The organism is Aggregatibacter segnis, from assembly GCF_003130075.1.
In the GTDB taxonomy this organism is placed as follows: Bacteria; Pseudomonadota; Gammaproteobacteria; order Enterobacterales; family Pasteurellaceae; genus Aggregatibacter; species Aggregatibacter segnis_A.
In genome coordinates this window covers 32,709-57,204 of record NZ_NRCW01000009.1, presented here as the reverse complement: position 1 = coordinate 57,204, position 24,496 = coordinate 32,709, and the positions used below count along the sequence as shown (strand labels likewise).

At 44.2% G+C, this 24,496-nt stretch carries 20 protein-coding genes; 11 read left to right on the top strand and 9 right to left on the bottom strand.

Features of this window, described 5'->3' with window-relative positions; translation table 11 throughout:
• Position 1 precedes the first annotated feature (1 nt).
• Positions 2–760, top strand: a complete 759-nt coding sequence (locus DK415_RS08915; protein WP_109433329.1) for a class I SAM-dependent methyltransferase — start codon at positions 2–4, stop codon at positions 758–760.
• A 6-nt stretch (positions 761–766) separates the two neighbouring features.
• Here the strand turns inward: DK415_RS08915 and DK415_RS08910 are convergent, their stop codons facing one another.
• The 4 genes from DK415_RS08910 to glmU all read right to left on the bottom strand — a co-directional run bounded on the left by DK415_RS08910 (position 767) and on the right by glmU (position 6,025).
• Positions 767–1,948, bottom strand: a complete 1,182-nt coding sequence (locus tag DK415_RS08910) for a glutathionylspermidine synthase family protein (RefSeq protein ID WP_109433328.1) — start codon at positions 1,946–1,948, stop codon at positions 767–769.
• Between the two features lie 2 nt (positions 1,949–1,950).
• Positions 1,951–2,481, bottom strand: coding sequence for a DUF1190 domain-containing protein (locus DK415_RS08905; RefSeq protein WP_162540483.1), 531 nt, complete (start codon positions 2,479–2,481; stop codon positions 1,951–1,953).
• A 320-nt stretch (positions 2,482–2,801) separates the two neighbouring features.
• A complete protein-coding gene (gene brnQ, locus DK415_RS08900) occupies positions 2,802–4,130 on the bottom strand; it encodes a branched-chain amino acid transport system II carrier protein (protein WP_109433326.1) in 1,329 nt (442 codons plus the stop codon).
• A gap of 527 nt (positions 4,131–4,657) precedes the next feature.
• Complete coding sequence (gene glmU / locus DK415_RS08890) at positions 4,658–6,025, bottom strand: bifunctional UDP-N-acetylglucosamine diphosphorylase/glucosamine-1-phosphate N-acetyltransferase GlmU (protein WP_109433324.1); 1,368 nt, start codon at positions 6,023–6,025, stop codon at positions 4,658–4,660.
• 82 nt (positions 6,026–6,107) lie between these two features.
• On the opposite strand from glmU, the gene DK415_RS08885 reads away from it, so the two are divergent.
• Together DK415_RS08885 and murQ are read left to right on the top strand one after the other, a co-directional pair.
• Positions 6,108–7,238, top strand: a complete 1,131-nt coding sequence (locus DK415_RS08885) for an anhydro-N-acetylmuramic acid kinase (RefSeq protein ID WP_109433323.1) — start codon at positions 6,108–6,110, stop codon at positions 7,236–7,238.
• Positions 7,235–8,149: an N-acetylmuramic acid 6-phosphate etherase gene (gene murQ, locus DK415_RS08880; protein ID WP_109433322.1), complete on the top strand. Its 915-nt coding sequence runs from the start codon at positions 7,235–7,237 to the stop codon at positions 8,147–8,149. The genes DK415_RS08885 and murQ overlap by 4 nt, the downstream gene beginning before the upstream one ends.
• Positions 8,150–8,239: 90 nt before the next feature.
• Here the strand turns inward: murQ and lptD are convergent, their stop codons facing one another.
• Positions 8,240–10,585 carry an LPS assembly protein LptD gene (lptD, locus tag DK415_RS08875; protein ID WP_109433321.1) on the bottom strand — a complete coding sequence of 782 codons (2,346 nt, stop codon included), beginning with the start codon at positions 10,583–10,585 and terminating at the stop codon, positions 8,240–8,242.
• 65 nt (positions 10,586–10,650) lie between these two features.
• On the bottom strand, positions 10,651–11,211 hold the full coding sequence (locus DK415_RS08870) for a DNA-3-methyladenine glycosylase I (RefSeq protein ID WP_109433320.1): 561 nt from the start codon (positions 11,209–11,211) through the stop codon (positions 10,651–10,653).
• Between the two features lie 180 nt (positions 11,212–11,391).
• On the opposite strand from DK415_RS08870, the gene DK415_RS08865 reads away from it, so the two are divergent.
• Positions 11,392–12,015, top strand: a complete 624-nt coding sequence (locus DK415_RS08865) for a YagU family protein (protein WP_048750815.1) — start codon at positions 11,392–11,394, stop codon at positions 12,013–12,015.
• A 62-nt stretch (positions 12,016–12,077) separates the two neighbouring features.
• On the opposite strand, the gene tkt is transcribed toward DK415_RS08865, so the two are convergent.
• The 3 genes from tkt to DK415_RS08850 form a co-directional block, all read right to left on the bottom strand.
• Positions 12,078–14,075 (bottom strand): transketolase, encoded by a 1,998-nt coding sequence (tkt, locus tag DK415_RS08860; RefSeq protein WP_109433319.1) that lies wholly within the window; start codon positions 14,073–14,075, stop codon positions 12,078–12,080.
• A 129-nt stretch (positions 14,076–14,204) separates the two neighbouring features.
• The gene (gene tal / locus DK415_RS08855; protein ID WP_109433318.1) at positions 14,205–15,158 is read right to left on the bottom strand and encodes a transaldolase; all 954 of its coding nucleotides are present in this window, start codon (positions 15,156–15,158) and stop codon (positions 14,205–14,207) included.
• A 274-nt stretch (positions 15,159–15,432) separates the two neighbouring features.
• On the bottom strand, positions 15,433–16,479 hold the full coding sequence (locus DK415_RS08850) for an extracellular solute-binding protein (RefSeq protein ID WP_109433317.1): 1,047 nt from the start codon (positions 16,477–16,479) through the stop codon (positions 15,433–15,435).
• A gap of 317 nt (positions 16,480–16,796) precedes the next feature.
• On the opposite strand from DK415_RS08850, the gene DK415_RS08845 reads away from it, so the two are divergent.
• From DK415_RS08845 to DK415_RS08815, 7 genes are all read left to right on the top strand, one after another.
• Complete coding sequence (locus tag DK415_RS08845) at positions 16,797–18,161, top strand: patatin-like phospholipase family protein (RefSeq protein ID WP_109433316.1); 1,365 nt, start codon at positions 16,797–16,799, stop codon at positions 18,159–18,161.
• A gap of 143 nt (positions 18,162–18,304) precedes the next feature.
• A complete protein-coding gene (locus DK415_RS08840; RefSeq protein WP_109433315.1) occupies positions 18,305–18,685 on the top strand; it encodes a pyrimidine dimer DNA glycosylase/endonuclease V in 381 nt (126 codons plus the stop codon).
• 277 nt (positions 18,686–18,962) lie between these two features.
• On the top strand, positions 18,963–19,889 hold the full coding sequence (locus DK415_RS08835; protein WP_109433314.1) for a factor H binding protein domain-containing protein: 927 nt from the start codon (positions 18,963–18,965) through the stop codon (positions 19,887–19,889).
• Positions 19,890–19,948: 59 nt separating this feature from the next.
• The gene (locus DK415_RS08830) at positions 19,949–21,400 is read left to right on the top strand and encodes a surface lipoprotein assembly modifier (RefSeq protein ID WP_109433313.1); all 1,452 of its coding nucleotides are present in this window, start codon (positions 19,949–19,951) and stop codon (positions 21,398–21,400) included.
• Positions 21,401–21,582: 182 nt separating this feature from the next.
• On the top strand, positions 21,583–22,878 hold the full coding sequence (locus tag DK415_RS08825; protein WP_109433312.1) for an NAD(P)/FAD-dependent oxidoreductase: 1,296 nt from the start codon (positions 21,583–21,585) through the stop codon (positions 22,876–22,878).
• A 131-nt stretch (positions 22,879–23,009) separates the two neighbouring features.
• Entirely contained in the window at positions 23,010–23,789 is a 780-nt protein-coding gene (locus tag DK415_RS08820) for an amino acid ABC transporter substrate-binding protein (RefSeq protein ID WP_109433311.1), read from the top strand.
• A complete protein-coding gene (locus tag DK415_RS08815) occupies positions 23,773–24,495 on the top strand; it encodes an amino acid ABC transporter permease (RefSeq protein ID WP_109433310.1) in 723 nt (240 codons plus the stop codon). Before DK415_RS08820 ends, DK415_RS08815 begins: the two co-directional genes overlap by 17 nt.
• Position 24,496 lies beyond the last annotated feature (1 nt).

The following is a 24,496-nucleotide window of genomic DNA, read 5'->3' as shown; positions in this document are numbered from 1 at the left end:
CATGAACATCCAACTGCTCTGCGAAACCCAAACACCGCAAAATCCTACCGCACTTTTTGCCGAAACCGGCTTAACGCACGATCCGAACAGCCCGTTGGCGTTAGTATGGACAGAAGCGAAAGGCATAGAACGCTTGGAATTACGCAAATTAGACGAGCCGAAACTGGGCGCGGTATTTGTGGATTTTGTCGGCGGCACCATGGCACATCGCCGCAAATTTGGCGGTGGACGCGGTGAAGCGGTAGCAAAAGCGGTGGGCATTAAACAAGATAATTTACCGACGGTGATTGACGCCACGGCAGGTTTAGGGCGTGATGCCTTTGTATTGGCGTCACTTGGCTGCCAAGTGAAACTGGTTGAACGCCACCCGGTTGTTCGTTTGTTATTACAAGATGGCTTGCAACGTGCTTATGCCGACGAAGAAATCGGTCCGTGGATGCAACAAAATATGCAACTGTTGCCTTATCAACACATCAATCAACTGGATCCTGAAACGGATTTCGCGGATGTAGTGTATCTCGACCCGATGTACCCACACAAAGCCAAAAGCGCTTTGGTGAAGAAAGAAATGCGTGTGTTTCAACATTTGGTCGGTGCCGATTTAGATGCGGACGAACTGCTTGCGCCCGCACTCCAACTCGCCCGTCAACGCGTCGTGGTAAAACGCCCTGACTATGCTGATTTTCTCGCGCAAAAAGCACCGCACTTTTCACGCGAAACGAAGACTCACCGCTTTGATGTGTATGTGAAACACGACTAAGCCGTTCTATTCCACAAAATAATGAGGAATAAAATGGCTGTCGTTGCCGGTGACGGCGGTGAAATCTTCACGCAAGCCCATGCCGCATGCCACATCGCCCACCACCCAAGAACCGATGACCGGATACATTCCGTCAAAATTCGGTAACTCAAATTTCTGCTGATAAATGTAGCCGGCATTGGCATAGAAATTTGAATGTTCACTGCCTTTGGCGGCAAACTCCAAGCCGTTATTTTTTTCATAATAAAACACGTTAGCCCCTTCACGGCCTAATAACGGTTTTTTCACCCAAATGGCGTTGCGATCCGTAATGTCGTGTCGATTAAAATAGGTTGGCAATAAATACGGATGGTTCGGGTGTTTTTGCCACAATTTAGCGAGCAGGGCTTTATTGCTCAGTAACAATTTCCATGCTGGTTCAAAAAATTGTGTGGTGCTGTTTAGCATATGTGGTGCATATTCGGTGGTCGTCATCCATTCTAACGGATACAATTTGAACAACGTTTCAATGGGTTGATTGTTGAGATCGACAAATTGTTGCGTGTCGTTATCGTAGCCGATGTCTTCAATGGTCAAGCGGTGAATATGCCAACCGGCGTTATAGGCTACATCCGCAAGATAATCTAAATTGCCCCAATCTTCCCGTCCGGCATCCGCCATCGCAGCAAAATGGAAACCGGTTTTACCGCTTTGCTGTTGCAACACGGAAAAACGGGTAATCAATTCTTCATGAATCCAGTTAAATTGATCACGATTCGGTAAGCCTTCCACCTGCTCTAACCACTGCCATTGCACCACTGCCGCTTCCAGCAAAGAGGTCGGTGTATCGGCGTTATATTCAAACATTTTGAGATTATTGCCGTCATAACCGAAATCAAAACGGCCATATAAGTGCGGTGCGTTTTCACGCCAAGATTGTTCGATCAGATTTTTTTGTAAATCGGTAAAGCGATAGTGCTCATAATCGCCTTGTTTCACTTCATCGGCAACGAAATCCATACACATGGCATGCAATTCGTTAGTGGCGTCTTCAATGTGGTCAATTTCTGCCAACGTAAATTCGTAGGCAACATTGTCCGACCAATAATGCGAGCCATCGGTAGAAGGCAGATTGTAATAATCAAAGCCCACCTCAAGCAGCTGTTGCACCATGTCGGGACGGGTTGGAATACCGGTGATACGTTTCATGATTAACCACCGCCACTTTTACTGGTGTTACTACTACTAAACCCACCGCGCGAAATCGGTTTGCTGTTCGCGCTGCCGGCACCGCCCTTAACCAACACCGGTTTCCCCACAGAATGGTTGCCTTGTGGTCGAATAATTTGCCCGGTTGGTGTTGAAACGGCGCGATTATTGGGATTATAACTCGGGCCTAGAAAACCACTCATGGCTTTAGCGATCATATAACCTGCTGCCGCACCGGCAATGGCGCTACCGATAGAAGGGCCTTCATCACCACTGGCGGTAGTGGTTGGTGTGGCATTATTGTCGCCGACAACCGCGTTATTTTCGCTGTTCGCCACACTGCCATTATTATTTGCCACAGGGCTCGTGTTTGTGCTTTGAGATTTATCCTGTTCGCATAATTCCGGTCTAATCCAGTCCGCAACGCAATCATCTAAGCTGTTGTATACATCACGTTGCACTTCATCTTCCGAGCAGCCACCTAACAGCGCCACCACAGACAATGTCACCAAAATTTGATTTTTCTTTTTCATCATAAACGTTACTAGAAAGTGTTTACTTTCCCCTTTTCATCGTATCTAAAAGACGTTTTCTGTCATATCAAAACATTGAGTTTGAATGGCACTATCATAGCACAGAGTTACTGCAGCAATGAGTGCGAAGGGAAAATTAACCACATTGAAAATTCAGTTGGGAAGTTCGAACGGAACGTTTTCCAACATTTGCAGCAGTAAAAGCAAAATAAAAACACAGAAAAAACTGACCGCACTTTCAGTCTATTGCCCAAAGTGCGGTCCGTTTTAAAAACGTTTTTTAGAAAAAGACGGCGAATCTTTTTGATTCGCCGTCACTATTATTCCATTTCAAAAGTTTCACTACGTTGTCGTTGAGGCAACACGAGAGATAAGCCGATACCAACCAGTGCCGGGGTAAGCCAAGAAAGCGAGTACTCAGCAAACGGCAGATGGTGAAGGAAATCCGTTAACCACGTTAATTGATAGTGATCCGCAATGACCCCTCCAAGAGAAATTGCCGTCACCAACGCAATGGTAAGTTGCATACCAATTTTGGATAACGCAACGAATTTATTCACGATAATCAGCAACACAATGGCAATCGTGATCGGATAGAGCACTAACAAGACCGGAATGGAATATTGGATGATTGCGCCTAAACCCAAGTTCGCAATCCCGAACCCAATCAAGGTAAACAGCGTAGCGTAGGTTTTGTAACCCAACTGTGGGAAACGCTCACGGAAAAACTCGGAAACCGCAACAATTAAACCCGCCGTCGTCGTAAAGCAAGTCATGGTCACCATCACGGCCAAGAAAATTTGCGCGTTAGTCCCGAAAATGGCTTGGGTCGCTTGAGAAAGAATATACACGCCTTTATTTGTGTCAGATGCCATTACATCCGCAGGCACAGGGAAATGGTTGCCCAAATACGCCAAGCCGATATACAGCAAGCTAAAGCCCAACGCCACCACAAGACTCACCAGCCACACCGTAGAAATATATTCCTGTTTATTTTGGAAACCGAGCTGCTTCAAGGTTTGTACCGCCACCACGCTAAATGCTACAGAAGCCAAGGCATCCAGGGTGTTATACCCTTCAATAAATCCTGTACCAAAGGCAGAGGTCGCATAGTCTCCAAGGGCAGAAGACGGCGTCGTATCACCGTATTGGAAAAAGCCTAATGTGACTAACAATACGATAAGTAGGGCGAAAATTGGGGTCAAAATACGGCCGATACTGTCGAGAATTTTGGATGGATTTAACGCAATCAAATAAGCCGCAATAAAATAAATCACTGTAAAAATAATCAAACCGGTAGCGCTAAACGATGCAGGCAGCATAGGTGCCACACCCACTTCGTAGGCCACCGTTGCCGTACGCGGAATCGCAAAGAACGGCCCGATGGAAAGGTAAAGCGCGACTAAATATAAGGTTGCAAACCAAGGGGCAATTTTTATCGAAATTTCATACACATAACCTTTCGGGTTAAGCGCACCAATCACCAAGGTGAGAATGGCGATGCCCACCCCGGACAACACAAATCCACTAATCGCTTGCCAAAAATTCTCTCCGGACAAGGCGCCTAGGCTTGGCGGAAAAATCAAATTTCCTGCGCCGAAAAACATTCCAAATAACAGTAAACCTGTCAACGTTGCTTTTTTGATCATAATTTTATTCTTCTCTGTAATTAGGGTGGCGGGAGTATAACACCCTAAATAAGACCGTCAAATGTTGTACAACAAGAAAGGGGCAATATGGACAAAAGAGACATTTAATGCTGTTTTTTTAGACATTAATGTTCAAAAATGTGATCGGCTTCCCTGTTTTTCAATATCATTTTTGTACACTAAAGATGTGTCGAAGGATCGACAAACTCTCTACTAGGGATTTCGGTGACAGCCTAAAGCAATGGGTTGCCAATGTTTTAATAGCGGTGCATGAGAAGATGAATGTCTCTCATGCAATGGGTCACATCCCGAGGGTAAAGTGCGGTTAGAAACGTCAACATTTTTAACCGCACTTTTTTATCAAAACCACCATCTCAGGTGGTTTTCTTTTGTGAATTGTATACGTTGTCAAAAACATTTGCTGAGAAAATGCCGTTAAAATCCACCGCACTTTATTCCTCAAATACCATAAAAAAGAGCAACACAGTCTAGCCATGTTGCTCTTTGAAGCGTGAAATCAATTTGACTTATTTCTTCTTCGGTCTTTCCCAACCTTGTACGTGTTTTTGCGGCACGCGGGTAGTCACCAGTTCATCTTGTTTCACGTTACGACGAATGGTGGAGCCGGCACCAATCGTCGCGCCGCTTTCAATTGTTACCGGCGCAATGAGTTGACTGTCAGAGCCCACAAAAACGTTATCACCGATGGTGGTTTTAAATTTATTGGCACCATCGTAGTTACAGGTAATCACGCCTGCGCCGATATTACAATTTTGACCGATTTCCGCATCGCCCACATAGGTTAAGTGGTTCACTTTAGAACCTTTGCCGATTTGTGCTTTTTTAATTTCCACAAAGTTACCCACATGGGTGTTTTCTGCCAGTTCTGCACCTGGGCGTAAGCGAGAGAATGGACCAATAGCCGCATTGGCACCCACGGTAGCATCTTCCAGTACGGAATACGGTTTGATTTCCACGTCATCGCCGATATCACAGTTCGTCAGCACGCAGCCGGCACCGATTTTCACCCGATTTCCCAACCGCACTTTGCCGTTTAAAATCACGTTCATGTCAATTTCCACGTCTTTGCCATGCTCAAGTTCACCTCGCAGTTTGAAACTGGCCGGCTCGAGTAACATGACGCCGGCAAGTAATAACTCACGGGCTTGTTTTTGTTGGAAATATTGTTCAAGTGCAGAAAGTTGTAAGCGATTGTTGGCGCCTTCCACTTCCATTAAATCTGCTGCTTGCACTGCCGCCACTTGGCAGCCATCGCGATTCGCCAAGGCAATCACGTCGGTCATGTAATATTCGCCTTGGGCGTTATTGTTATCTAATTGGGTCAGCCATTTTTTGAAAGACGCGCCGTCAGACACCATCACACCAGTGTTCACTTCCTGAATGTTGAGTTGTTCGGCATTTGCATCTTTTTGTTCTACGATACCGACGACATTGCCGTTTTCACGCAAAATACGACCATAACCGGTTGGGTTATCCAACACCACGGTCAGCAACGCAATGCCTTTCTCCGGTTTCGCAGCAATGAGCTTTTCCAACGTGCCTTTGGTAATCAACGGGGCATCACCATAGAGCATGACAATATTTTCATCATCAGCAAAAAACGGAGCGGCCTGTTGCATCGCATGGCCTGTGCCGAGCTGTTCTGTTTGCAAAACCCAATTCACCGGTTCAGCCGCCAAACGCTGTTGCATTAAATCGCCACCGTGTCCGTAAACCAAATGAATATTGCGCGCGCCAAGTTGTTTCGCCGTATCAATAACGTGTTTTACCATCGGTTTGCCCGCAATCGGATGTAATACTTTGGGTAAATCGGAATACATGCGGGTGCCTTTGCCGGCCGCCAAAATGACGACGCTGAGTGCTTGAGTTGTCATAAAAATGTCTCTTTTGTTCGCTAAAAATTGCGCGCTAGTATATCATTCTTGCCATTTCGAGTTAAGTTAAGGATAAGCCGCCATGCAACAAGAATATTATCTCGGCATCATGTCCGGTACCAGTTTGGACGGCGTGGACATTGCGCTAATGACATTTGGCGAAAAACCACAATTTATTGCGGCACAATTCACGCCAATGCCAGCAGAATTACGCCAAGATTTATTACAATTAATTTCACAAGGCAGTTCTACATTACAGCAACTGGGCGAATTGGATCAGCGCTTAGCCTTGCTATACACTGATGCGGTCAACCATTTTCTCACGAGCCATCAACTGCAACCGCAGCAAATTCGCGCTATCGGTTGCCACGGACAAACTGTTTGGCATGCACCGCAAGGCAATTTTCCGTTCACCATGCAATTAGGCGACATGAATCTGCTTGCTGCCCGCACCGGCATTGATGTTGTTGGGGATTTTCGTCGTAAAGATATGGCATTTGGTGGACAAGGTGCCCCGTTAGTGCCTGCGTTTCATCAAGCGTGGTTTTATGATGAGAATTGGGCAACGATGGTACTGAACATCGGTGGCATCAGCAACATTTCCGTCCTCTTTCCCCATCAACCGATTATTGGCTACGACACCGGCACAGGCAATGCTCTGATGGATAGTTGGATCGAGCACTATCTAGGGAAATCTTATGATGCTGATGGGCAATGGGCGCGAAGTGGCAACGTGCGAGCAGAATTATTGACGGAAATGTTGAAAGAACCTTATTTCCAACAGCCACCACCGAAAAGCACCGGGCGCGAATTGTTCAATCTGGCATGGCTTGAAAAAACATTAGAAAAAACCACCGCACTTTTAGGTGAGATACCACCACAAGACGTACAGGCGACCTTATTGGAATTTACCGCACAAAGCATTGCACTCGCGGTAAATCAACTTGAAACGCCATTACCACGCCGGTTGTTAGTCTGCGGCGGTGGTGCAAAAAATGGCTTGCTGATGGTGCGATTACAAGCACTATTACCACAATGGCAATGCCACCCGACCAATGATGAAGGATTGGATGTGGATTATGTGGAAGCCGCTGCCTTTGCTTGGCTGGCTTATCGCCGTATACATAACCAACCATCTAACTTGCCAAGTGTGACCGGCGCCAAAAGTGCGGTCAGTTTAGGTGCAATTTTCCCTGCGGAGACACAGGCATGAGCGAACAGAATTTATTAAACAGCCTTGAAAAAATGTTAAGCGAACAACGTAACCCAAACACCTTGCACATTGATGCTTTGTCGCCGTTAGAGGTTGTCACGTTGTTAAATAATGAAGACAAACAAGTGGCTTTCGCCGTGGAGAAAAATCTGCCACAAATCGCACAGGCAGTAGAACACATCGTGGCGGCATTTCAGGCGGGCGGTCGTTTGGTTTACATGGGCGCCGGCACCAGCGGTCGTCTGGGCGTGCTAGATGCCTCCGAATGCCCGCCAACGTTTGGCGTACCATCAAGCATGGTGGTGGGATTAATTGCCGGTAGCGAAACCGCCTTACGCAACGCCGTGGAAGGGGCGGAGGATAATATCGAAGCAGGCGAGCAGGATTTACGTCATATTCATTTTAGTCGCAAAGATGTGTTAGTCGGGATTGCAGCCAGTGGTCGCACGCCTTATGTCATCGGCGGCTTAACCTATGCCAAACAGCTCGGCGCCACCACGGTTTCTTTGGTCAGCAACCCAAACGCTATCATGAGCGAAATCACGGACATTGCCATCACCACCGCAGTCGGTCCCGAAGCCCTCACCGGTTCCAGCCGTTTAAAATCCGGCACAGCGCAAAAAATGGTGCTGAACATGCTCACCACCGCTGCCATGATTCGTCTCGGCAAATGCTATCAAAATCTCATGGTGGACGTGCAAGCCACTAACCAAAAACTCAAAGCGCGCGCCATTCGCATCGTCATGCAAGCGACTGATTGTGACCAAACCACCGCCGAACAAACCTTACACGCCACCAATGGCAATGCAAAATTAGCGATTATGATGCTGTTGAGCGGATTAGATAAAGCGCAGGCAGAAACTGTTTTAGCGCAGAACAAAGGGCGATTACAGAGCGCTCTGGCAACGTAAAAACGCCGAGAAAAATAACCGCTCTTTTGATGGCGTTCGACAATAAAAAACGTGAGTTCATGGCTCACGTTTTTTATTTATCTCATGCGGTTAATATAAGCTGAACGCTTGTAGATAAGGCAATTTGCCTCGTCTCATCATATTCTCGATACCGCTTTGGTGATCATTGCCGAAACCACGCAATTCAAAGGTAACGCCGATGGCATTATCATAAAAAATATCATCGTTTCTTTGATTTTGACGGTTTGTGACATAACGTCTTGCTCCTACACCAACACTCCAACAGCACGTGTTATATTGCAGACCAAGGTATTGTTCTACCGGTTTTTGCAAGGAAAGATCTTGGTAATAACGCCCAACAATTGCCCAGTTATCCGTTAATCCCCAACCAAATTGAATCCCTAACTGATTAATGTCTTGGTTGTAACCTTGAGCATTGGACGTTAAGTTCTGATCGATATATTCTCGACTCACATAACGATAATTTAACTGAATGACATTATGGTTCATTGGGTTAAATTCGATGCCGGTATTTGCCAAAGAAATTTGTTCTAACTGTTGGTCATATTGGAAACTCGCACGCCAGTGCCATTGTTCGTCAATTTTCCAGTTGGACTCAGCCGCCCATGAAGAAGATAAACCGGAGGTTTTATTACGCGGATCATCATCAATGCGTGAAGGTTCCAAATAATAGGTTTGTCCGGCAGCCACATTGAAACGTTCTTCTTTGTTTTCATCAAAGAAACGCATCGTACCCCCAACCGTCACTTGGTTAGCGGAAGCAATACGGTCTAAACCGCTGTAACGACGGTCGCGGAACAAAGAGAAATAATCTTGTTGCAAGAGTGAAGAATCGTAACCAAAACCGAGGTACTCTGAATTTCGTTTGGAACCGATATTGCTTTGGTTTTCATAAGGGCGATACAAATATTGCACACGCGGCTCAAGGGTTTGTGTGTAGCCCTCTAAGAAACTCTTATTGCTCGCCAACACAGTTTGGAAATCGGCTTTAAATTGTGGAATTACACGAGTAACGCTACGTTCAATATCCTCTGCATCCGCTCCCTTACCCGGCTTTTGTTGGTAATGGGTCGCATATAATTTGGTTTCAAAATTTGCACTCCCATAACGATTCGACAATGTACTATTTAAACTCGGTTCAAGATGGAAACGCCACGCTTTTGGCATGCTTGCACTGTCATTATCAAAGCGTACCGCTTGAGAAAAGAGTTTAAAATCGAGCTTATCGTCAAGCAAACCGTTTTGGTAATAATTGAAGTCAATTTGCGGTAACGCACGATAAGGCCCAACATCTACTTCATCAAAAATTTGGAATTGTTTGGCGGAAAGGGCGATATTGTAGTTTGGTTGATAATAGGCTAAGCGTGCAATTTGATTCGTATAACCATCAGTGCTGCTACCATAATTGGAATCAATATCGGTGAAATAACGTTTATCGCTCACTTTGGTGTAATCAATATCTAAGCGCCAATCCTGTGCAAACGCCGCATTGTGTTTCCAGTGGAATAAATGACGTTTACGGTTGTCGCTGATGTAATCACTTAAGCGGTCATCATTCAAATATTCACCGGCAATTTGCCCTTCACCCAAGGCACTAAGATAACGAAATTCACCGTTAACTTGCCAACCACGGCGAGACATATATTTTGGCGCAATCGTGGCATCAAAATTCGGCGCAATATTCCAATACACCGGCTGGGCATAGAAATAACCGTCACGGCTGGAATGTCCCACAACCGGCACAAGTAAACCGGAACGACGGCGATCGCCAATTGGTAACTGTAAATACGGTGTATAAAATACCGGCACGCCATGTACGCGTAAACGGGCATGCCACATTTCCGCATATTCTTCTTTGACATGTTGGCGCATTTCATTGGCGTAAATAGACCAAGAATTATCGTCCGGCAAACAAGAGGTAAAGGTGGCATTTTTCATCACGCGATAGTCATCACGCAATTCCACACTTTCTGCGGCGCCACGGCCTTGGCGATCCACTAATTGATAATTGGCATTTTGAATATCCGTATCTTTGTTGTTTAAATGCACTTTCGCATCGTCACCCAAAAGATTAATTTGGTTGTCCCGGTAATCAAAACCGCCACGCGCAAACGCATAACGTTGTACGTTATCGCCTTCACCTGCCTGTTGAATCTCCACTTCCGCAGATTGCAAATGGCGAACGCCTTGCTTGATATCTACGTTGCCTTTATAAACACCGCCGTTAGATTGGTTGATTTCCGCACTGTCCGCCTCAATGTAAATCGGCAAATCATTTGGATTTTCGGACACCGCCTCACCGCTAAAGTGCGGTACGCCGGATAAACATTGTTTTGCTAAATCGGCGGCACTTGTTGCGCTATAAAGTGCGGTCAATATTGACAGTGAAATTAAGGTATAAGCATTTTTCTTCATTGGACAACCATTTTCTAGCCAAATAATGGCGTGATTATACGGGAAAATAAGGGGGATCGCACTGTTTAATCCGGCGATTTACAGTGGCATTGATTCCAGTGATCATTCACCAATCCCATGGATTGCATAAAGGCATAGCAGGTGGTTGGACCGACAAACACAAAACCACGTTTTTTTAAGGCGTTCGACATTTCAATAGACGTCGGCGTTTGTGCCGGCACCACAGAAACCTCGGGGACATTATTCATTTGCGGCTGATGGTTCACAAAAGACCAAATAAAATCACTGAAATTCTCACCGCACTTTTTCATGGCAAGAAATGCCTGCGCATTTTTAACAATGGCTTCTAGCTTTGCTCGGTAACGAATCAATCCCGGATTTTGCATACATTGATCAATGTCCTCAGCCGTCATTTGGGCAACTTTTTCCGGATCAAAGTGAAAAAAAGCGTTTCGGTAATTTTCTCGCCTTTTCAAAATCGTAATCCAAGACAACCCCGCTTGCTGCCCTTCCAAACAGAGCTTTTCAAATAATTTCTGCTCATCAAATTGTGGCTTGCCCCATTCGTTATCGTGATAATCTCGATAAATTGGCAACTCCTCCGACCAAGCACAACGTTTTATCATATGACATCACCTCAATGCATTTAATCTAAAATTTCAACCTCAAAAGGAGTGTTACATACCTCTTTTGAAGTAATAAAACTTGACGGCAATATAAAAATCTTGAAAGATCTACCGCACTTTTATTTCATTTATTCGAATAAAAGTAGGGTACATCATTTAAATTAATTTGGAGAGCATATTATGTCAGGACTCTTTGTACAAACAGATCCGTCTCGTCGTCGCTATGGTTTAGCGGCTTTCATTGCGGTGATTGCCGGGGTCATTTCCGCGTTCGTAAAATGGGGCGCAGAGCACCCGTTCCCACCGCGTAGCCCAATCGATTTATTCAGTGCCGCCTGTAATGTGGACATTAGCGGTTTCACACAAGAACAAGCGCTTGCCGTATGTTCTCGTGCGTTTTTGAATCCACCGCACGTTTTCTTACGTGATTATTTAGGCATCGATCCAACAGAAGCCGCATTTACTTTCGCTGACCAAGCGTTTAACTGGATCGGGGTTACCCATATCACCTTCTCGATTGTATTCGCTTTATTCTACTGTATCGTAGCAGAGCGTTTCCCAAAAATTAAATTATGGCAAGGTATTCTGTTCGGTATCATTTGCGATATCGGCGTGCACTACATTACGTTCCCATTACTTGGTTTAACGCCACCTGTAGCAGACTGGCCTTGGTATGAGCATATTTCTGAATTGGTCGGTCATATCTTCTGGTTCTGGAGCATTGAGCTTATTCGTCGTGATCTACGTAACCGCATGACTCACGAACCGGATCCCGAAGTACCGTTAAATCAATCGTATCGTTAATTGAAATAAATAAAAAACCACCTCATACAGAGGTGGTTTTTTGTTTAAAGTGCGGTCTGAAATTAAAGAATTTCTTTCGCTTTCGCGACCACATTATCCACCGTGAAGCCAAAGAGTTTGAACAATTGGTCTGCCGGTGCGGATTCACCGAAGCTGTTCATACCAACGATACGACCGTTGAAACCGACGTATTTGTACCAGAAGTCGGCAATGCCCGCTTCAACAGCAACACGTTTAGTCACCGCGCTTGGCAATACGGCTTCGCGATAAGCCTCGTCCTGTTTGTCGAACACGTTCGTACTTGGCATAGAAACCACACGGATTTTTTTGCCTTCTGCCGTTAATTGTTCTGCGGCTTTCACTGCCAATTCCACTTCAGAACCGGTCGCAATGAAAATCAGATCCGGCGTGCCGGCGCAGTCTTTTAACACATAAGCACCGCGCGCTATGTTAGCTAATTGCTCAGAAGTGCGGTCCATTTGTGCCAAGTTTTGACGGGTGAAAATTAATGCACTTGGGCCATCGGTTCTTTCAATCGCCGCTTTCCAAGCAATGGCAGATTCTACTTGGTCGCAAGGGCGCCATGTGTTCAAGTTCGGGATTAAACGCAATGCGGAGGTTTGTTCAACCGGTTGATGGGTTGGACCATCTTCGCCTAAACCGATGGAATCATGGGTGAACACGAACAAGCTGCGTTGTTTCATTAAGGCTGCCATGCGAATCGCGTTGTGAGCGTATTCCATGAACATGAGGAACGTTGCGCCATAAGGGATGAAACCGCCATGAAGCGCGATACCGTTCATGATTGCCGCCATACCGAACTCGCGTACGCCATAGTTGAGGTAGTTACCATCTACATTTTGAGTCGCGCGAATCGGTTTAGAGCCGGACCAAAGGGTGAGGTTGGAGCTTGCCAAGTCGGCAGAACCACCAAGTAATTCCGGTAACACTTTTGCATAAGCTTCAATAGCATTTTGTGATGCTTTACGGCTTGCAATGCTTGCCGGGTTCGCTTGTAAATGGTCAATGAACGCCTGAGATTCTTTTGCCCAATCTGCCGGAAGGTTTTTCTCCATGCGACGGGTAAATTCAGCAGCTAATTCCGGATAGGCTTTTGCATAAGCAGCAAATTTTTCATGCCATGCTTTTTCTAGCTCTGCGCCTTTCGCTTTTGCATCCCATTGTGCATAAATATCAGCCGGGATCTCAAACGGTGCGAAATCCCAGTTTAGTGCTTTACGGGTTAATGCGATTTCTTCATCACCTAATGGCGCACCGTGGCAATCGTGAGAGTTGGATTTATTCGGAGAACCGAAACCGATAATGGTTTTACAAATAATTAAGGTCGGTTTATTGATTTCCGCTTGCGCTTGTTTGATCGCCTCAATGATTTGTGCCGGGTTGTGACCGTCGATTGCCGGAATCACTTGCCAGCCGTAAGCTTCGAAGCGTTTTTGTGTGTCATCGGTAAACCAACCGTCAACATGACCATCGATAGAAATGTTATTGTCATCGTAGAAGGCAATTAATTTACCTAAGCCCAAGGTACCTGCTAAAGAACAAGCCTCGTGGGAAATCCCTTCCATTAAACAGCCATCGCCCAAGAAAACATAGGTGTAGTGATCCACGATGTTATGACCTTCACGGTTAAATTGACCTGCCAACGTTTTCTCTGCAATCGCCATACCGACTGCGTTGGTGATGCCTTGACCTAGTGGGCCTGTAGTGGTTTCAACGCCCGGTGTGTAACCAAATTCAGGGTGTCCCGGAGTTTTGGAATGTAATTGACGGAATTGTTTTAAATCTTCAATGGATACATCGTAACCGCTTAAATGCAACAAGCTGTAAATCAGCATGGAACCGTGGCCGTTAGATAGCACGAAGCGGTCACGGTTAGCCCATTGCGGGTTGGTTGGGTTGTGATGTAAAAAATCACGCCATAATACTTCTGCGATATCCGCCATGCCCATCGGTGCGCCCGGGTGACCGGATTTGGCTTTTTGCACCGAGTCCATACTTAAAAAACGAATGGCATTGGCGAGTTGTTGACGAGTTGACATTGTGCCTCCTGATTGAGATGAATTGACAAAATAGGGTGTGCTCATAAAAAAGTGCGGTCAGATTTTTCGGCGTTTTTAAACACGGAAAATTTCCACCGCACTTTTGCTTAATACATAACTAATAAACCATTACCATTTAGACAGTAACATCTCTTCTAATTTGCCTTGGTCAACGGCAAATTTACGAATACCCTCCGCCAGTTTTTCCACTGCCATAGCATCGCTGTTATGTTGCCAATAGAATTCCGCTTCGGTTAATGGTTGCGGTTTGACTTGTACTTCGCCTTGGAAAGCCAGTTTTCTCACCACGGCATTTGGGGTTTCATGTAAGGTTTTTAATAACGGCGGAGCAATGGTTAAACGGTCGCAACCGGCTAATTCAATGATTTCGCCCACGTTACGGAAACTTGCGCCCATCACTACCGTTTTGTAGCCATATTGTTTGTAGTAATTGTAAATTTTGGTCACAGAAATCACGCCCGGATCTTCTGCCGGTGCGTATTCTTTTTTATCGGTGTTAGCTTTGTACCAGTCTAAAATGCGGCCCACAAATGGCGAGATCAAATAAACGCCCGCTTCTGCACAAGCACGTGCTTGCGCTTCAGAGAATAATAATGTCAGGTTACAGTTGATACCTTCTTTTTCTAAGATTTCTGCAGCACGGATACCTTGCCATGTAGAGGCGATTTTAATCAAAATACGATTTTTATTAATGCCTGCCGCTTCATATAGCGCAATCAGTTTTCTTGCTTTCGCCACTGTTGCATCGGTGTCATAAGAAAGACGCGCATCCACTTCAGTAGAAACACGGCCAGGGACTAATTTTAAGATTTCCAAACCAATGTTGACCGCCAATTTATCTTCCGCATCAACAAGTTGCTGTGCTTTATCCTGACTTTGTTGTTTACCGTAAGCAATCGCTTCATCAATCAATGGCGCATACTGAGGTAACGCTGCCGCACTCAAAATCAAGGATGGATTCGTCGTAGCATCTTCAGGTTTATATTGACGAATGGCATCAATGTCACCGGTATCGGCAACAACAACGGTAAGTTCGCGAAGAGAATCTAACTGGTTAGTCATAATGTATTCCTTTATTTGGAGGGTGGAAAAACGAGTTGAATCGTTAAGATAGCTATCTTTGCGCATAGCCAAAAAGTACGAGAAATATACCCCCACTTAGCCCAGAAAGCAACTTTTAAGACGTGTTCTTACGTAATGAAATCAATAGGTTTCATCTTGTAAAATAAATGTTAATTCTATGGATTTTTATCATTTGATGGCTTAAGTAAAAAACGACCCGCACTTACATATAAAGTGCGGGTCGTTTTTCATGTATTTATTCGCAGAATAGAAATTAATTGGTTTTTAATTGATTCCAATATTTTTCATAAATATCTACCGCTTCGCCCACATCACTTTGGATAATGCCTTTTTCCACTTCTTCAGCCGGTGGGAATAAAGTTGGATTTTCCGCCATTGCCGGATCCAACAAGGCTTTCACGCCATTATTTGGCATAGAATAACCCAATCGTTCCAATACCACTTTGGCATTTTCAGGACGTAATAAGAAGTCGATGAATTTGTAGGCATTTTCGACATTTTTTGCGCTTTTTGGAATCGCGTAGTTATCCATCCAGAAAATCGCGCCTTCTTTCGGATACACAAAAGCAATTTTGTCGTTTTCTTTATGCGCTAAATAACCGGAACCGTTCCAAATCATGCCCAATGACACTTCGCCTTGCACGTAAGGCAATTCCGGCGAATCGGAGTTAAACACCGCCACATTTGGCAGAAGTTTCACCAAACGTTCATAAGCTGCTTTAATCTCTTCTTCGTTAGTAGTATTCGGTGATTTGCCGTCTAACAACAACGCAATATGAAACACTTCACGCGCATCACTGGTCAGCAACACTTTGCCTTTATATTCCGGTTTCCATAAATCTGCCCAGCTGGTGATGGTGCTCGGGTCAATGTCTTCCGAGTTCACCGCAAGACCGGTCAAGCCGTAAACATAAGGCAAGGAATAATCATTGTTCGGGTCGAAGTCTTTATGCAATAAATTGTCCGGAATTTGTTTGAAATTGCTTAACTTACTGTGATCGAGCTTTTGCAACATGCCGTCTTTCGCCATTTTGTTCACATAATAGCTAGACGGGAATACCAAGTCATAACCGGCGTTATCAGAAATCAGTTTAAGTTTGGCATACATTTCTTCGTTGCTTTCAAAGGTGGAATAAATCACTTCAATACCGGTTTCTTTGGTAAATTCAGCAACAAGACTGGAAGGAACATAATCGGTCCAGTTATAAACGTACAGTTTTTCTTGCGCAAAGGCGGTGGTGGAAAGGAGAGTCAGCGTCAAGCCGAGGGTTTTAAGCGTTTTTGCAAACAAATTTTTCAATTTATTGTCCTCCAAAGCTAACAATAGCGAGTGGTTAATTTTCATAAAGGAACTGAGTAAAAACTCGGCGGGCAGTATAGCAGATTTTAAACGCTTGTCCCGTGCTTTCGGGCAAACACAATGAATTTTTACAGAATAAAGTGCGGTGGTTTTTCGGCGTATTTTTATGTAAAACGTTGCAGATTCTTACTGCACTTAGGCTGACTCAATGGCGTAACCAACGGGCAAAATCCATGATGTGTGATCAACCACCCTTTTCCCTTGCTTATAAGCGTTGTAGAATAAAAATTATCCAATTACAGCAAAGGGATATTGTTATGAAACACCTTCACTTTCCTTTCAAATGTACCTTACTTGCTGGCAGCCTTGCTTTACTTACCGCATGCCATTCCATTATTTATCACCCCACCAAAACCATTGAACAAATTGAGCCGGAAAAAGGCTATCGTTTAGAAAATGCCATGCAACAGGCGTTGCAAAAAGAAAATTTGGTCATTGTCGCCTTTTCCGGCGGTGGTTCACGGGCAGCCTCCTTAGGTTACGGTGTGTTAGAACAGTTCCAACATGCAACAATACGCCCAACAGAAAAAGGCAATACCTTGTTACAAAATATTGACGTAGTGTATGGCGTTTCGGGTGGCTCCGTACTTGCCGCGTATTTTGCGCTAGAAGGACAAGACATTATTCCGAAATTTAATGAGTCCTTTTTGAAAAAGAATTTCCAGAAAAAAGTCATTAATGAAGTCTTTTCCATGAGCAACGTACCTCGTCTTACCTCCCCACAATTCGGGCGCAGCGATTTGTTGCAAGAGCAGCTGAATCTTGCGTTGTACGGTAGGAAAAAATTTGCCGACCTTGAACAACGTAAAGGGCCCTTTGCCGTCATTAACGCCACCGACATGACCGCGGAGCAAAAAATTTCCTTCACACAAGATTTCTTTGATTGGCTTTGCGTGGATCTCAATGATGTTGAAATCGCCCGTGCAGTGGCCGCCTCCAGTGCTGTGCCGCTAATTTTCTCGCCAATCACACAAAACAATCACGGCGGCACCTGCCATGCAGAAAGCAAGAAAGACTTACTGATGCTCACACAATCGAAAAATCGTCTGTTGTTGAGCAATTTTGAAGCCATGAAAAAACGTGTTGCTCGTTACCAAAACAGTGCGGAAAGACCGTATTTACATCTGGTTGACGGTGGCTTAACAGACAATCTTGGCCTAGCCAGTTTATTGGATGTGTCGAATTTACTCAGCATGCGCAAATTATATGCTGAGCTTAAACACTACAATTTACGCAATATTGTGGTGGTCAACGTCAACGCACAAAACGAGCGTACCAGCCACATTGATAAATCCGCCGACGTACCGGGCATCAAAGAAGTGGTGAACACGGTCATAAACGTTCCGATTGATAAAACCACGGAATCTACGGTGAAATATTCACAAAAATTTGCCGAACAATGGAACGCTTATGCTAAGCGTAAAAAAGACGTAAAAATTAAGATTTATTTTGTGAATTTAAGTTTGAAAAACCTACCAGAAGGGCAGCTGAAAAACGATGTACTCAACATCGGTACCTCTTTCTATTTGCCGGAATCTGATGTGGATAAACTGCGTGAAGCCGCTAAAATTTTATTGCAACAATCAAAAGAATACCGCAAAGCATTAAAAGCGTTGCAATAATCAAAAAAACCAAAGTGCGGTCAAAAAACACGTTACTTTTTGACCGCACTTTATACTTTTATGGATGCCAATAAAAAAGGCATTGGACGATATCACCGATTTCTTCTAGTATGACGCATCATTTTTAACGTTATAGAGAAAACATGACCCGAATCAACCTGGTGCCACCTGCCGAATTGTGCGATCAACATTTACTCGCCGAACACCGCGAGCTCACCCGCATTCCCAATGCCGTCGCCAAAGGCAAATATCATTTAAAAGGACAACCGGCAGAGTACAAACTAGGCGAAGGCCACGTTCGTTTCTTCTTCAACAAAATGGCTTTTTTGAAAAAACGCTACGATCTTCTGCATGCCGAATGCAAAGCACGTGGCTTTAACGTCCAGTACATTTGGAACGAAGAGTTGTCGCAAGATCCCGCTTTATGGCTCGATTACGAACCCACAGAAGCAGCCCTCGCGCTCAACCGCGCACGTATTCAAGAACGTATGCCGGCAAAGGCGAGATTTACGCCCCACCGTTGATATCTCATTCCCCCAAAATACTTCAAATTCCTACCGCACTTTTCCAAGTTACTCAGCTCAAAACCCTCTCTAACTCAGAATTTAACTGTAACGATAAAGCAAAATTGATGCTTTAACGAAATTGTTTTCGATCAATAAAGATAACAAAAATAAGGAGTTAAAATCACTCCTTGTCTTGTGTTGTATACATTCATATATTACGATTACTCTTAGGTATTACCGCTGTTTGATTTTACCAAAGGGAAAATATTAATAATGAAATTCATAAGGAGCAATTATGTTAAGAAAACTAACTTATGTTAGCTTACTTATTTTAAGCGTGGCGGCTTGTAGTTCAAATAACCCAGAACCGCCATTACAAGGTGAAGCATCGCACACCAAAAATGCAAGCAAGTCCCTTGATTACAGACGTAATTATAAAGAAGTGCTTGCAAGTAAATCCGTATTGGCCATTCAAACAGTAAAAGGGCCACAAGCGGGTAACTGGTCAAGCGGTGAAAAAGAAATGACGTTAACGATCAATGGGCATACTTATAACATGACCGACCGTATTGACATTACTGCGTTGCCGGACGGTTTATTAGAACGAAAATATGATGCGAAAGGAAAAGAATTACTTGTCGCTTACCCCGATAACAAAATCGTTGAAACGCGTGAAAAAGGCACAATGTATCTCTATCAACAGCCTTATTCTGTTGTGATCGCTACGTTACCGACCGAATATCAATATGACGGAAAATCTGATCCTAAAGGACGTTTAGGCAAAGAAAACACCTTCCAAGTGAAATTAGTCAGCGGTTTACCAACATCAGATGATGTCATTAAATCACTAAACGGCAAAGCGACTTATCAAGGAAAAGCCTTTGCTAACTTTGGAAAAGGGGTAGAAACGGGTGAATTGACCTACGCTATCGACTTTGATAGCAAAAAAGGGAGCGGTAGCATAACGGGCATTGATTCAACCGGTAAAATTACGTTAAAAGAAGGTCGCATCGGTTCCGGAGCACCATTTAATCCGCTTTCAACAGCCGGCAGGGTGAAAGGCATTAGTAGCAGCGCAGAAACTGAAAAAATGAAAGCATACTACTATTATGTTTCCATTTTCGGACCGAAAGCAGAAGAAGTCGCGGGTTATGTAACCGGCTCCCGTAACAGCAAAGAAGGTGAGTGGCACGTCGGCTTTGGCGGTGAAAAACAACCATAACGGTCACTTAATAAGACATCCAATTCAGATTGGATGTCTTATTTTCGGAAAAATAACTCATGAATAAAATAACGAAAAAAAAATTAACACATACATTACTGGGGAGCTTTCTCTTTCTATCGCTATCGGCACTTGCTGAACCTGCGGACAAACCAACTTGGAGTCCAATAGATATTATGCCTCAACCGGTAGTTGCCAATGCCACCCAACAGATATCAACAACAAAACAAACTGGTGGCATTCAACTCACTCAACAAGATTTAGAAAAGAATTTAGCGCTAACGGAAAATTTAATTAATCAGGCTCTCGTTGGCAGCCAGTGGGATTTATTAGCTGATTTATTGCTCGTTTATCAACGCATTCCACATGCCGACAAAAATTTATACCGCTATGCAAAAGGGGCTTTGCTACGTACTCAACGTAAACATCACGAGGCGATTCAGAATTATCATGACATTTTAGTGGCGAATCCCGATTTGCCTTATGTTCGTTTCGACTACATGGCGATGTTGTTTGAAAATAAACAATTCAAACAAGCGCAAAAAGAAAGTGAGAAACTCTCTCACATGCCTCTACCATTAGGTTTACAACAATTAATTCAACAGTACCAACAAGCTATGAAAAATGCCCAAAGTTGGCAATTTGACGGTAATTTGTTGTACGAAAAAACCAATAATGTGAATAATGCGTCAGATCAACGAGAAATTCGACTCGGTAACCGCACTTTCATTCGCGATGAAAAAGCCCTACCTCAATCGGCCAACGGATTACGCTATGCGGCCTCATTAAGCAGAAGCAAAAACCTTGGTGGGAATCATTTTATCTTTAGCAAAATAGGGGGTGGCGGCATTTATTACTGGGATAATCGGAAATACAACGAAGAACACACAAAATTGCAGTTAGGCTACCAGTATCAAGATATTGTGAAATCTTTCCGATTACTGCCGACAGTAGAGTTTGAATGGTATTCAGGCCATTTTTATAACCGTAAATATGGTTTACTAACACAATATAGCCAATGGCTTTCATCACATTGGCAGGTCAATCTTTCCCTTGCTCGTTATTGGCGCTATTACGTCAACAAACATCATGCGAATTCCTATAACGGAACCCAAAACCAAGCAACGCTTATTCTGGCTTGGAATCCAATGCCTGAATTGGTCATCTACGGTGGAGGCGATTGGTCACGACAATATGCGCGAGATCGACAAGAATCTTACATTCGTAAGGGATTACAACTTGGCGTTTCCTATGAATGGCAAGAAAAAATCGGTTTCAGTCTAGACGCCCGTTACGGCTCCCGCCTTTTTGGTGACGAGCACTTCTTATTCCCTATTACCCGCAAAGATAAAGAAAAACAAATGACGTTTAAACTTTGGTCCCCCATGCTCCAATGGCAAGGCATTATGCCGAAATTAAGTTATCAACGACTTAACATCGACAGTAATATTCCGGCGTTTTATCAACGTAAAAATAACCAAGTTTCCTTGGAAATCGAAAAACGATTTTAAAAATAGACCGCACTTTGTTAATCAATCCTCTTAACATAAAGCAAAGTGCGGTCATTTTTGATGACATTTTTCTACGTTTAAGCCACGGAAAATTCAACGTTCTCTTTTGTCATTCGTTCAAATATTGACTTCTCCCCCTTGCGTAGTAATATGCACCCACTTTTCATTACAGGCGTTTATTTATGCTAGCGTTTTCACATCAAGAACATATTGAATCCTATTATTCTGTCACCCGTAACCAACATTTCGAGTTACCGCCCTTAAATCAAAAAGAATCGGCTGACGTGTGCATTGTCGGTGCGGGCTTTTTCGGTTTATCCACAGCATTAGAACTTGCCGAACAAGGTAAAAGCGTAATCGTGCTGGAAGGCGCACGGGTCGGCTTTGGCGCATCAGGGCGTAGTGGCGGGCAAGCCATTAACGGTTTTGAAGACGGCATCGATGAATATATCGAGCAAGTAGGCTTGGAAACTGCCCGTAAGCTATGGCAAATGTCGTTAGAAGCCATTGATATTATTGATGAACGCATTGCGAAATACGGTATTGAGTGTGATTGGAAGAAAGGCTATGCCACGTTGGCGCTCAACGAGCGTCGCATGGAAGATTTAATCGCCATTGAAAAGGCCAGCCACGAGATTTTCGGCTATCAAAATATGCAATTGTGGGACAAGGCAAAACTGGAACAACATCTCGGCAGTAAGATTTATTGCGGTGCATTGTATGACAGTAATTCCGGGCATTTGCATCCGCTCAATTATTGCTTAGGTTTGGCAAAAGCTTGTTTGGATTTGGGAGTGCGTATTTATGAGCAATCGCCTGTGGTAGATTTGCGTGAAAAGGCGACAGAAATTGAAGTGATAACCGATCAAAGCGCTGTCATCGCTAAAGATGTGGTGCTGGCAACCAATGCCTACATCGCAGCCTTGCCGAAAAGCATTCACCACGGTATTGCACGCAAAATTCTGCCGGTAGAAAGTTTTATCATCGCCACCGAACCGCTTGATCAAGCCACCGCAGATTCCGTAATCAACAACGGCATGTCTGTGTGCGACAGCAATTATTTGCTGGATTATTACCGCTTAAGCGCCGACAACCGCTTATTGTTTGGTAGCGATTCCAGTTCCGAGAAAAACATGATTGAGGTCATGCGACACAATATGTTGCACGTTTTCCCACAGTTGGAAAACGTTAAAATTGATTACGGTTGGGGCGGTCCTATCGACATGACCATCAATTCCAATCCGCATTTCGGACGCATTTCGCCGCATATCTATTTTGCACACGGCTATTCCGGCCACGGCGTGGCGCTCACCGGTTTGGCGGGACGTGTTGTCGCAGAAGCCATTTTAGGCAACGACGAACGCTTGGCTATCTTCAGTAAATTAAAAGTGCCTTCAGTATTCGGCGGCAAATTAGTGAAGAACCTTGCATTAAAAATCGGCGTGAACTATTACCGTTTCTTGGATAAATACCGTTAATCTGACGCCATTATTTTATTTCTTTTGGTTATACGATAGAGAAAATGATTATTTTATCGCGCGTAAATTTACTGTAATAATTGACCGCACTTCTGGTCTTATTAAGTCAATTTACAAGAGAGGAATAACTGATGAAAAAATCTATTTTCGCAAACGTATTACTGTTATCCGGCTTGGCATTGGGTGTCGCCACTCAAACCATGGCGGGTGAAATTTCTGACCGTGTAGAAAAAACCAAAACCTTATTAGTGGGCACCGAAGGCACTTATGCACCCTTTACCTTCCACGATGACAGTGGCAAATTGACCGGCTTTGATGTGGAGGTGATTGAAGCGGTGGCACAACGTTTAGGCTTAACCATTCAATTTAACGAAACCCAATGGGATTCTATGTACGCCGGTTTGAATGCCAAACGTTTCGACTTAATTGCCAACCAAACCAATCCAAGCCCGGAACGCTTGAAAAAATACCTTTACACGGCACCGTATAACTATTCCACTGCGGTTATCGTGACCAAAGAAAGCGACAACAGCATCAAAACTTTTGAAGATTTGAAAGGTAAAAAAGCAGCACAATCCTTAACCAGCAACTACGGCAAAATAGCCAAAGCGAATGGTGCAGAGCTCATCGTCGTCGAAGGTTTGGCACAAGCCTTAAAATTGATTACCCAAGATCGTGCTGAAACTACCGTGAACGACCACTTGGCAGTCTTGGATTACTTCAAGAAACAACCAAATTCCGGTTTAAAAATTGCCGTAAAACGGGATGACAAAGTGCCTTCTGGCTTCGCGGTATTAAAAGGTGAAGAACCGCTGGTCGAAAAAATTAACCAAGCATTGGAAGAGCTAAGAAAAGACGGCACCTTGAAACAAATTTCAATCAAATGGTTCGGTGATGACATTACTCAATAATTTTCTCGCGTCACTTCCGTTTATGAATGCAGAAAGAGCTGATGAGGTCATCAGCTCTTTTTGGCCTATGTTGGAAGCGGCTATTGATAAAACCATTCCGTTAGCCGTGATTTCCTTTTTTGCCGGAGTCGCTATTGCGTTACTGGTGGCACTGATTCGCATTGTGGAAAAGCCGAATATCGGTATTCGCTTATTGCAAATTCTTTGCCGCATTTATGTTTCCACCATTCGCGGCACGCCGATGTTGGTGCAGATTTTCATTATTTTCTACGGGCTGCCTGAAGTGGGCATTAAACTCGATCCCTTCCCAACGGCAATTATCGCCTTTTCCATTAACATTGGCGCTTATGCCTCAGAAACCATTCGCGCGGCGATTTTATCCATTCCCAAAGGGCAGTGGGAAGCGTCCTATTCCATTGGTATGAATTATTATCAAACCTTCACTCGCACCATCATGCCACAGGCTTTGCGCGTATCGGTGCCGCCATTGGCAAATACCTTTATCAGCAACGTAAAAGATACTTCTTTAGCGTCGTTAGTATTAGTGACGGAAATGTTTCGCGTGGCACAAAACATCACCGCAGAAAACTATGAATTTATTATGATTTATAGCGAAGCCGCGCTGATTTACTGGTGCATTTGTTTGATTTTATCCTTTGCACAAGACCGTTTAGAACAACGCCTATCCCGCCATCTCAAAGCCTAAG

Excerpts from the sequence above, each read along its gene's own strand:
- DK415_RS08915 (WP_109433329.1), top strand. The coding sequence starts at position 2 with ATGAACATCCAACTGCTCTGCGAAACCCAAACACCGCAAAATCCTACC.
- DK415_RS08910 (WP_109433328.1), bottom strand. The coding sequence starts at position 1,948 with ATGAAACGTATCACCGGTATTCCAACCCGTCCCGACATGGTGCAACAG.
- DK415_RS08905 (WP_162540483.1), bottom strand. The coding sequence starts at position 2,481 with ATGAAAAAGAAAAATCAAATTTTGGTGACATTGTCTGTGGTGGCGCTG.
- brnQ (WP_109433326.1), bottom strand. The coding sequence starts at position 4,130 with ATGATCAAAAAAGCAACGTTGACAGGTTTACTGTTATTTGGAATGTTT.
- glmU (WP_109433324.1), bottom strand. The coding sequence starts at position 6,025 with ATGACAACTCAAGCACTCAGCGTCGTCATTTTGGCGGCCGGCAAAGGC.
- DK415_RS08885 (WP_109433323.1), top strand. The coding sequence starts at position 6,108 with ATGCAACAAGAATATTATCTCGGCATCATGTCCGGTACCAGTTTGGAC.
- murQ (WP_109433322.1), top strand. The coding sequence starts at position 7,235 with ATGAGCGAACAGAATTTATTAAACAGCCTTGAAAAAATGTTAAGCGAA.
- lptD (WP_109433321.1), bottom strand. The coding sequence starts at position 10,585 with ATGAAGAAAAATGCTTATACCTTAATTTCACTGTCAATATTGACCGCA.
- DK415_RS08870 (WP_109433320.1), bottom strand. The coding sequence starts at position 11,211 with ATGATAAAACGTTGTGCTTGGTCGGAGGAGTTGCCAATTTATCGAGAT.
- DK415_RS08865 (WP_048750815.1), top strand. The coding sequence starts at position 11,392 with ATGTCAGGACTCTTTGTACAAACAGATCCGTCTCGTCGTCGCTATGGT.
- tkt (WP_109433319.1), bottom strand. The coding sequence starts at position 14,075 with ATGTCAACTCGTCAACAACTCGCCAATGCCATTCGTTTTTTAAGTATG.
- tal (WP_109433318.1), bottom strand. The coding sequence starts at position 15,158 with ATGACTAACCAGTTAGATTCTCTTCGCGAACTTACCGTTGTTGTTGCC.
- DK415_RS08845 (WP_109433316.1), top strand. The coding sequence starts at position 16,797 with ATGAAACACCTTCACTTTCCTTTCAAATGTACCTTACTTGCTGGCAGC.
- DK415_RS08840 (WP_109433315.1), top strand. The coding sequence starts at position 18,305 with ATGACCCGAATCAACCTGGTGCCACCTGCCGAATTGTGCGATCAACAT.
- DK415_RS08835 (WP_109433314.1), top strand. The coding sequence starts at position 18,963 with ATGTTAAGAAAACTAACTTATGTTAGCTTACTTATTTTAAGCGTGGCG.
- DK415_RS08830 (WP_109433313.1), top strand. The coding sequence starts at position 19,949 with ATGAATAAAATAACGAAAAAAAAATTAACACATACATTACTGGGGAGC.
- DK415_RS08825 (WP_109433312.1), top strand. The coding sequence starts at position 21,583 with ATGCTAGCGTTTTCACATCAAGAACATATTGAATCCTATTATTCTGTC.
- DK415_RS08820 (WP_109433311.1), top strand. The coding sequence starts at position 23,010 with ATGAAAAAATCTATTTTCGCAAACGTATTACTGTTATCCGGCTTGGCA.
- DK415_RS08815 (WP_109433310.1), top strand. The coding sequence starts at position 23,773 with ATGACATTACTCAATAATTTTCTCGCGTCACTTCCGTTTATGAATGCA.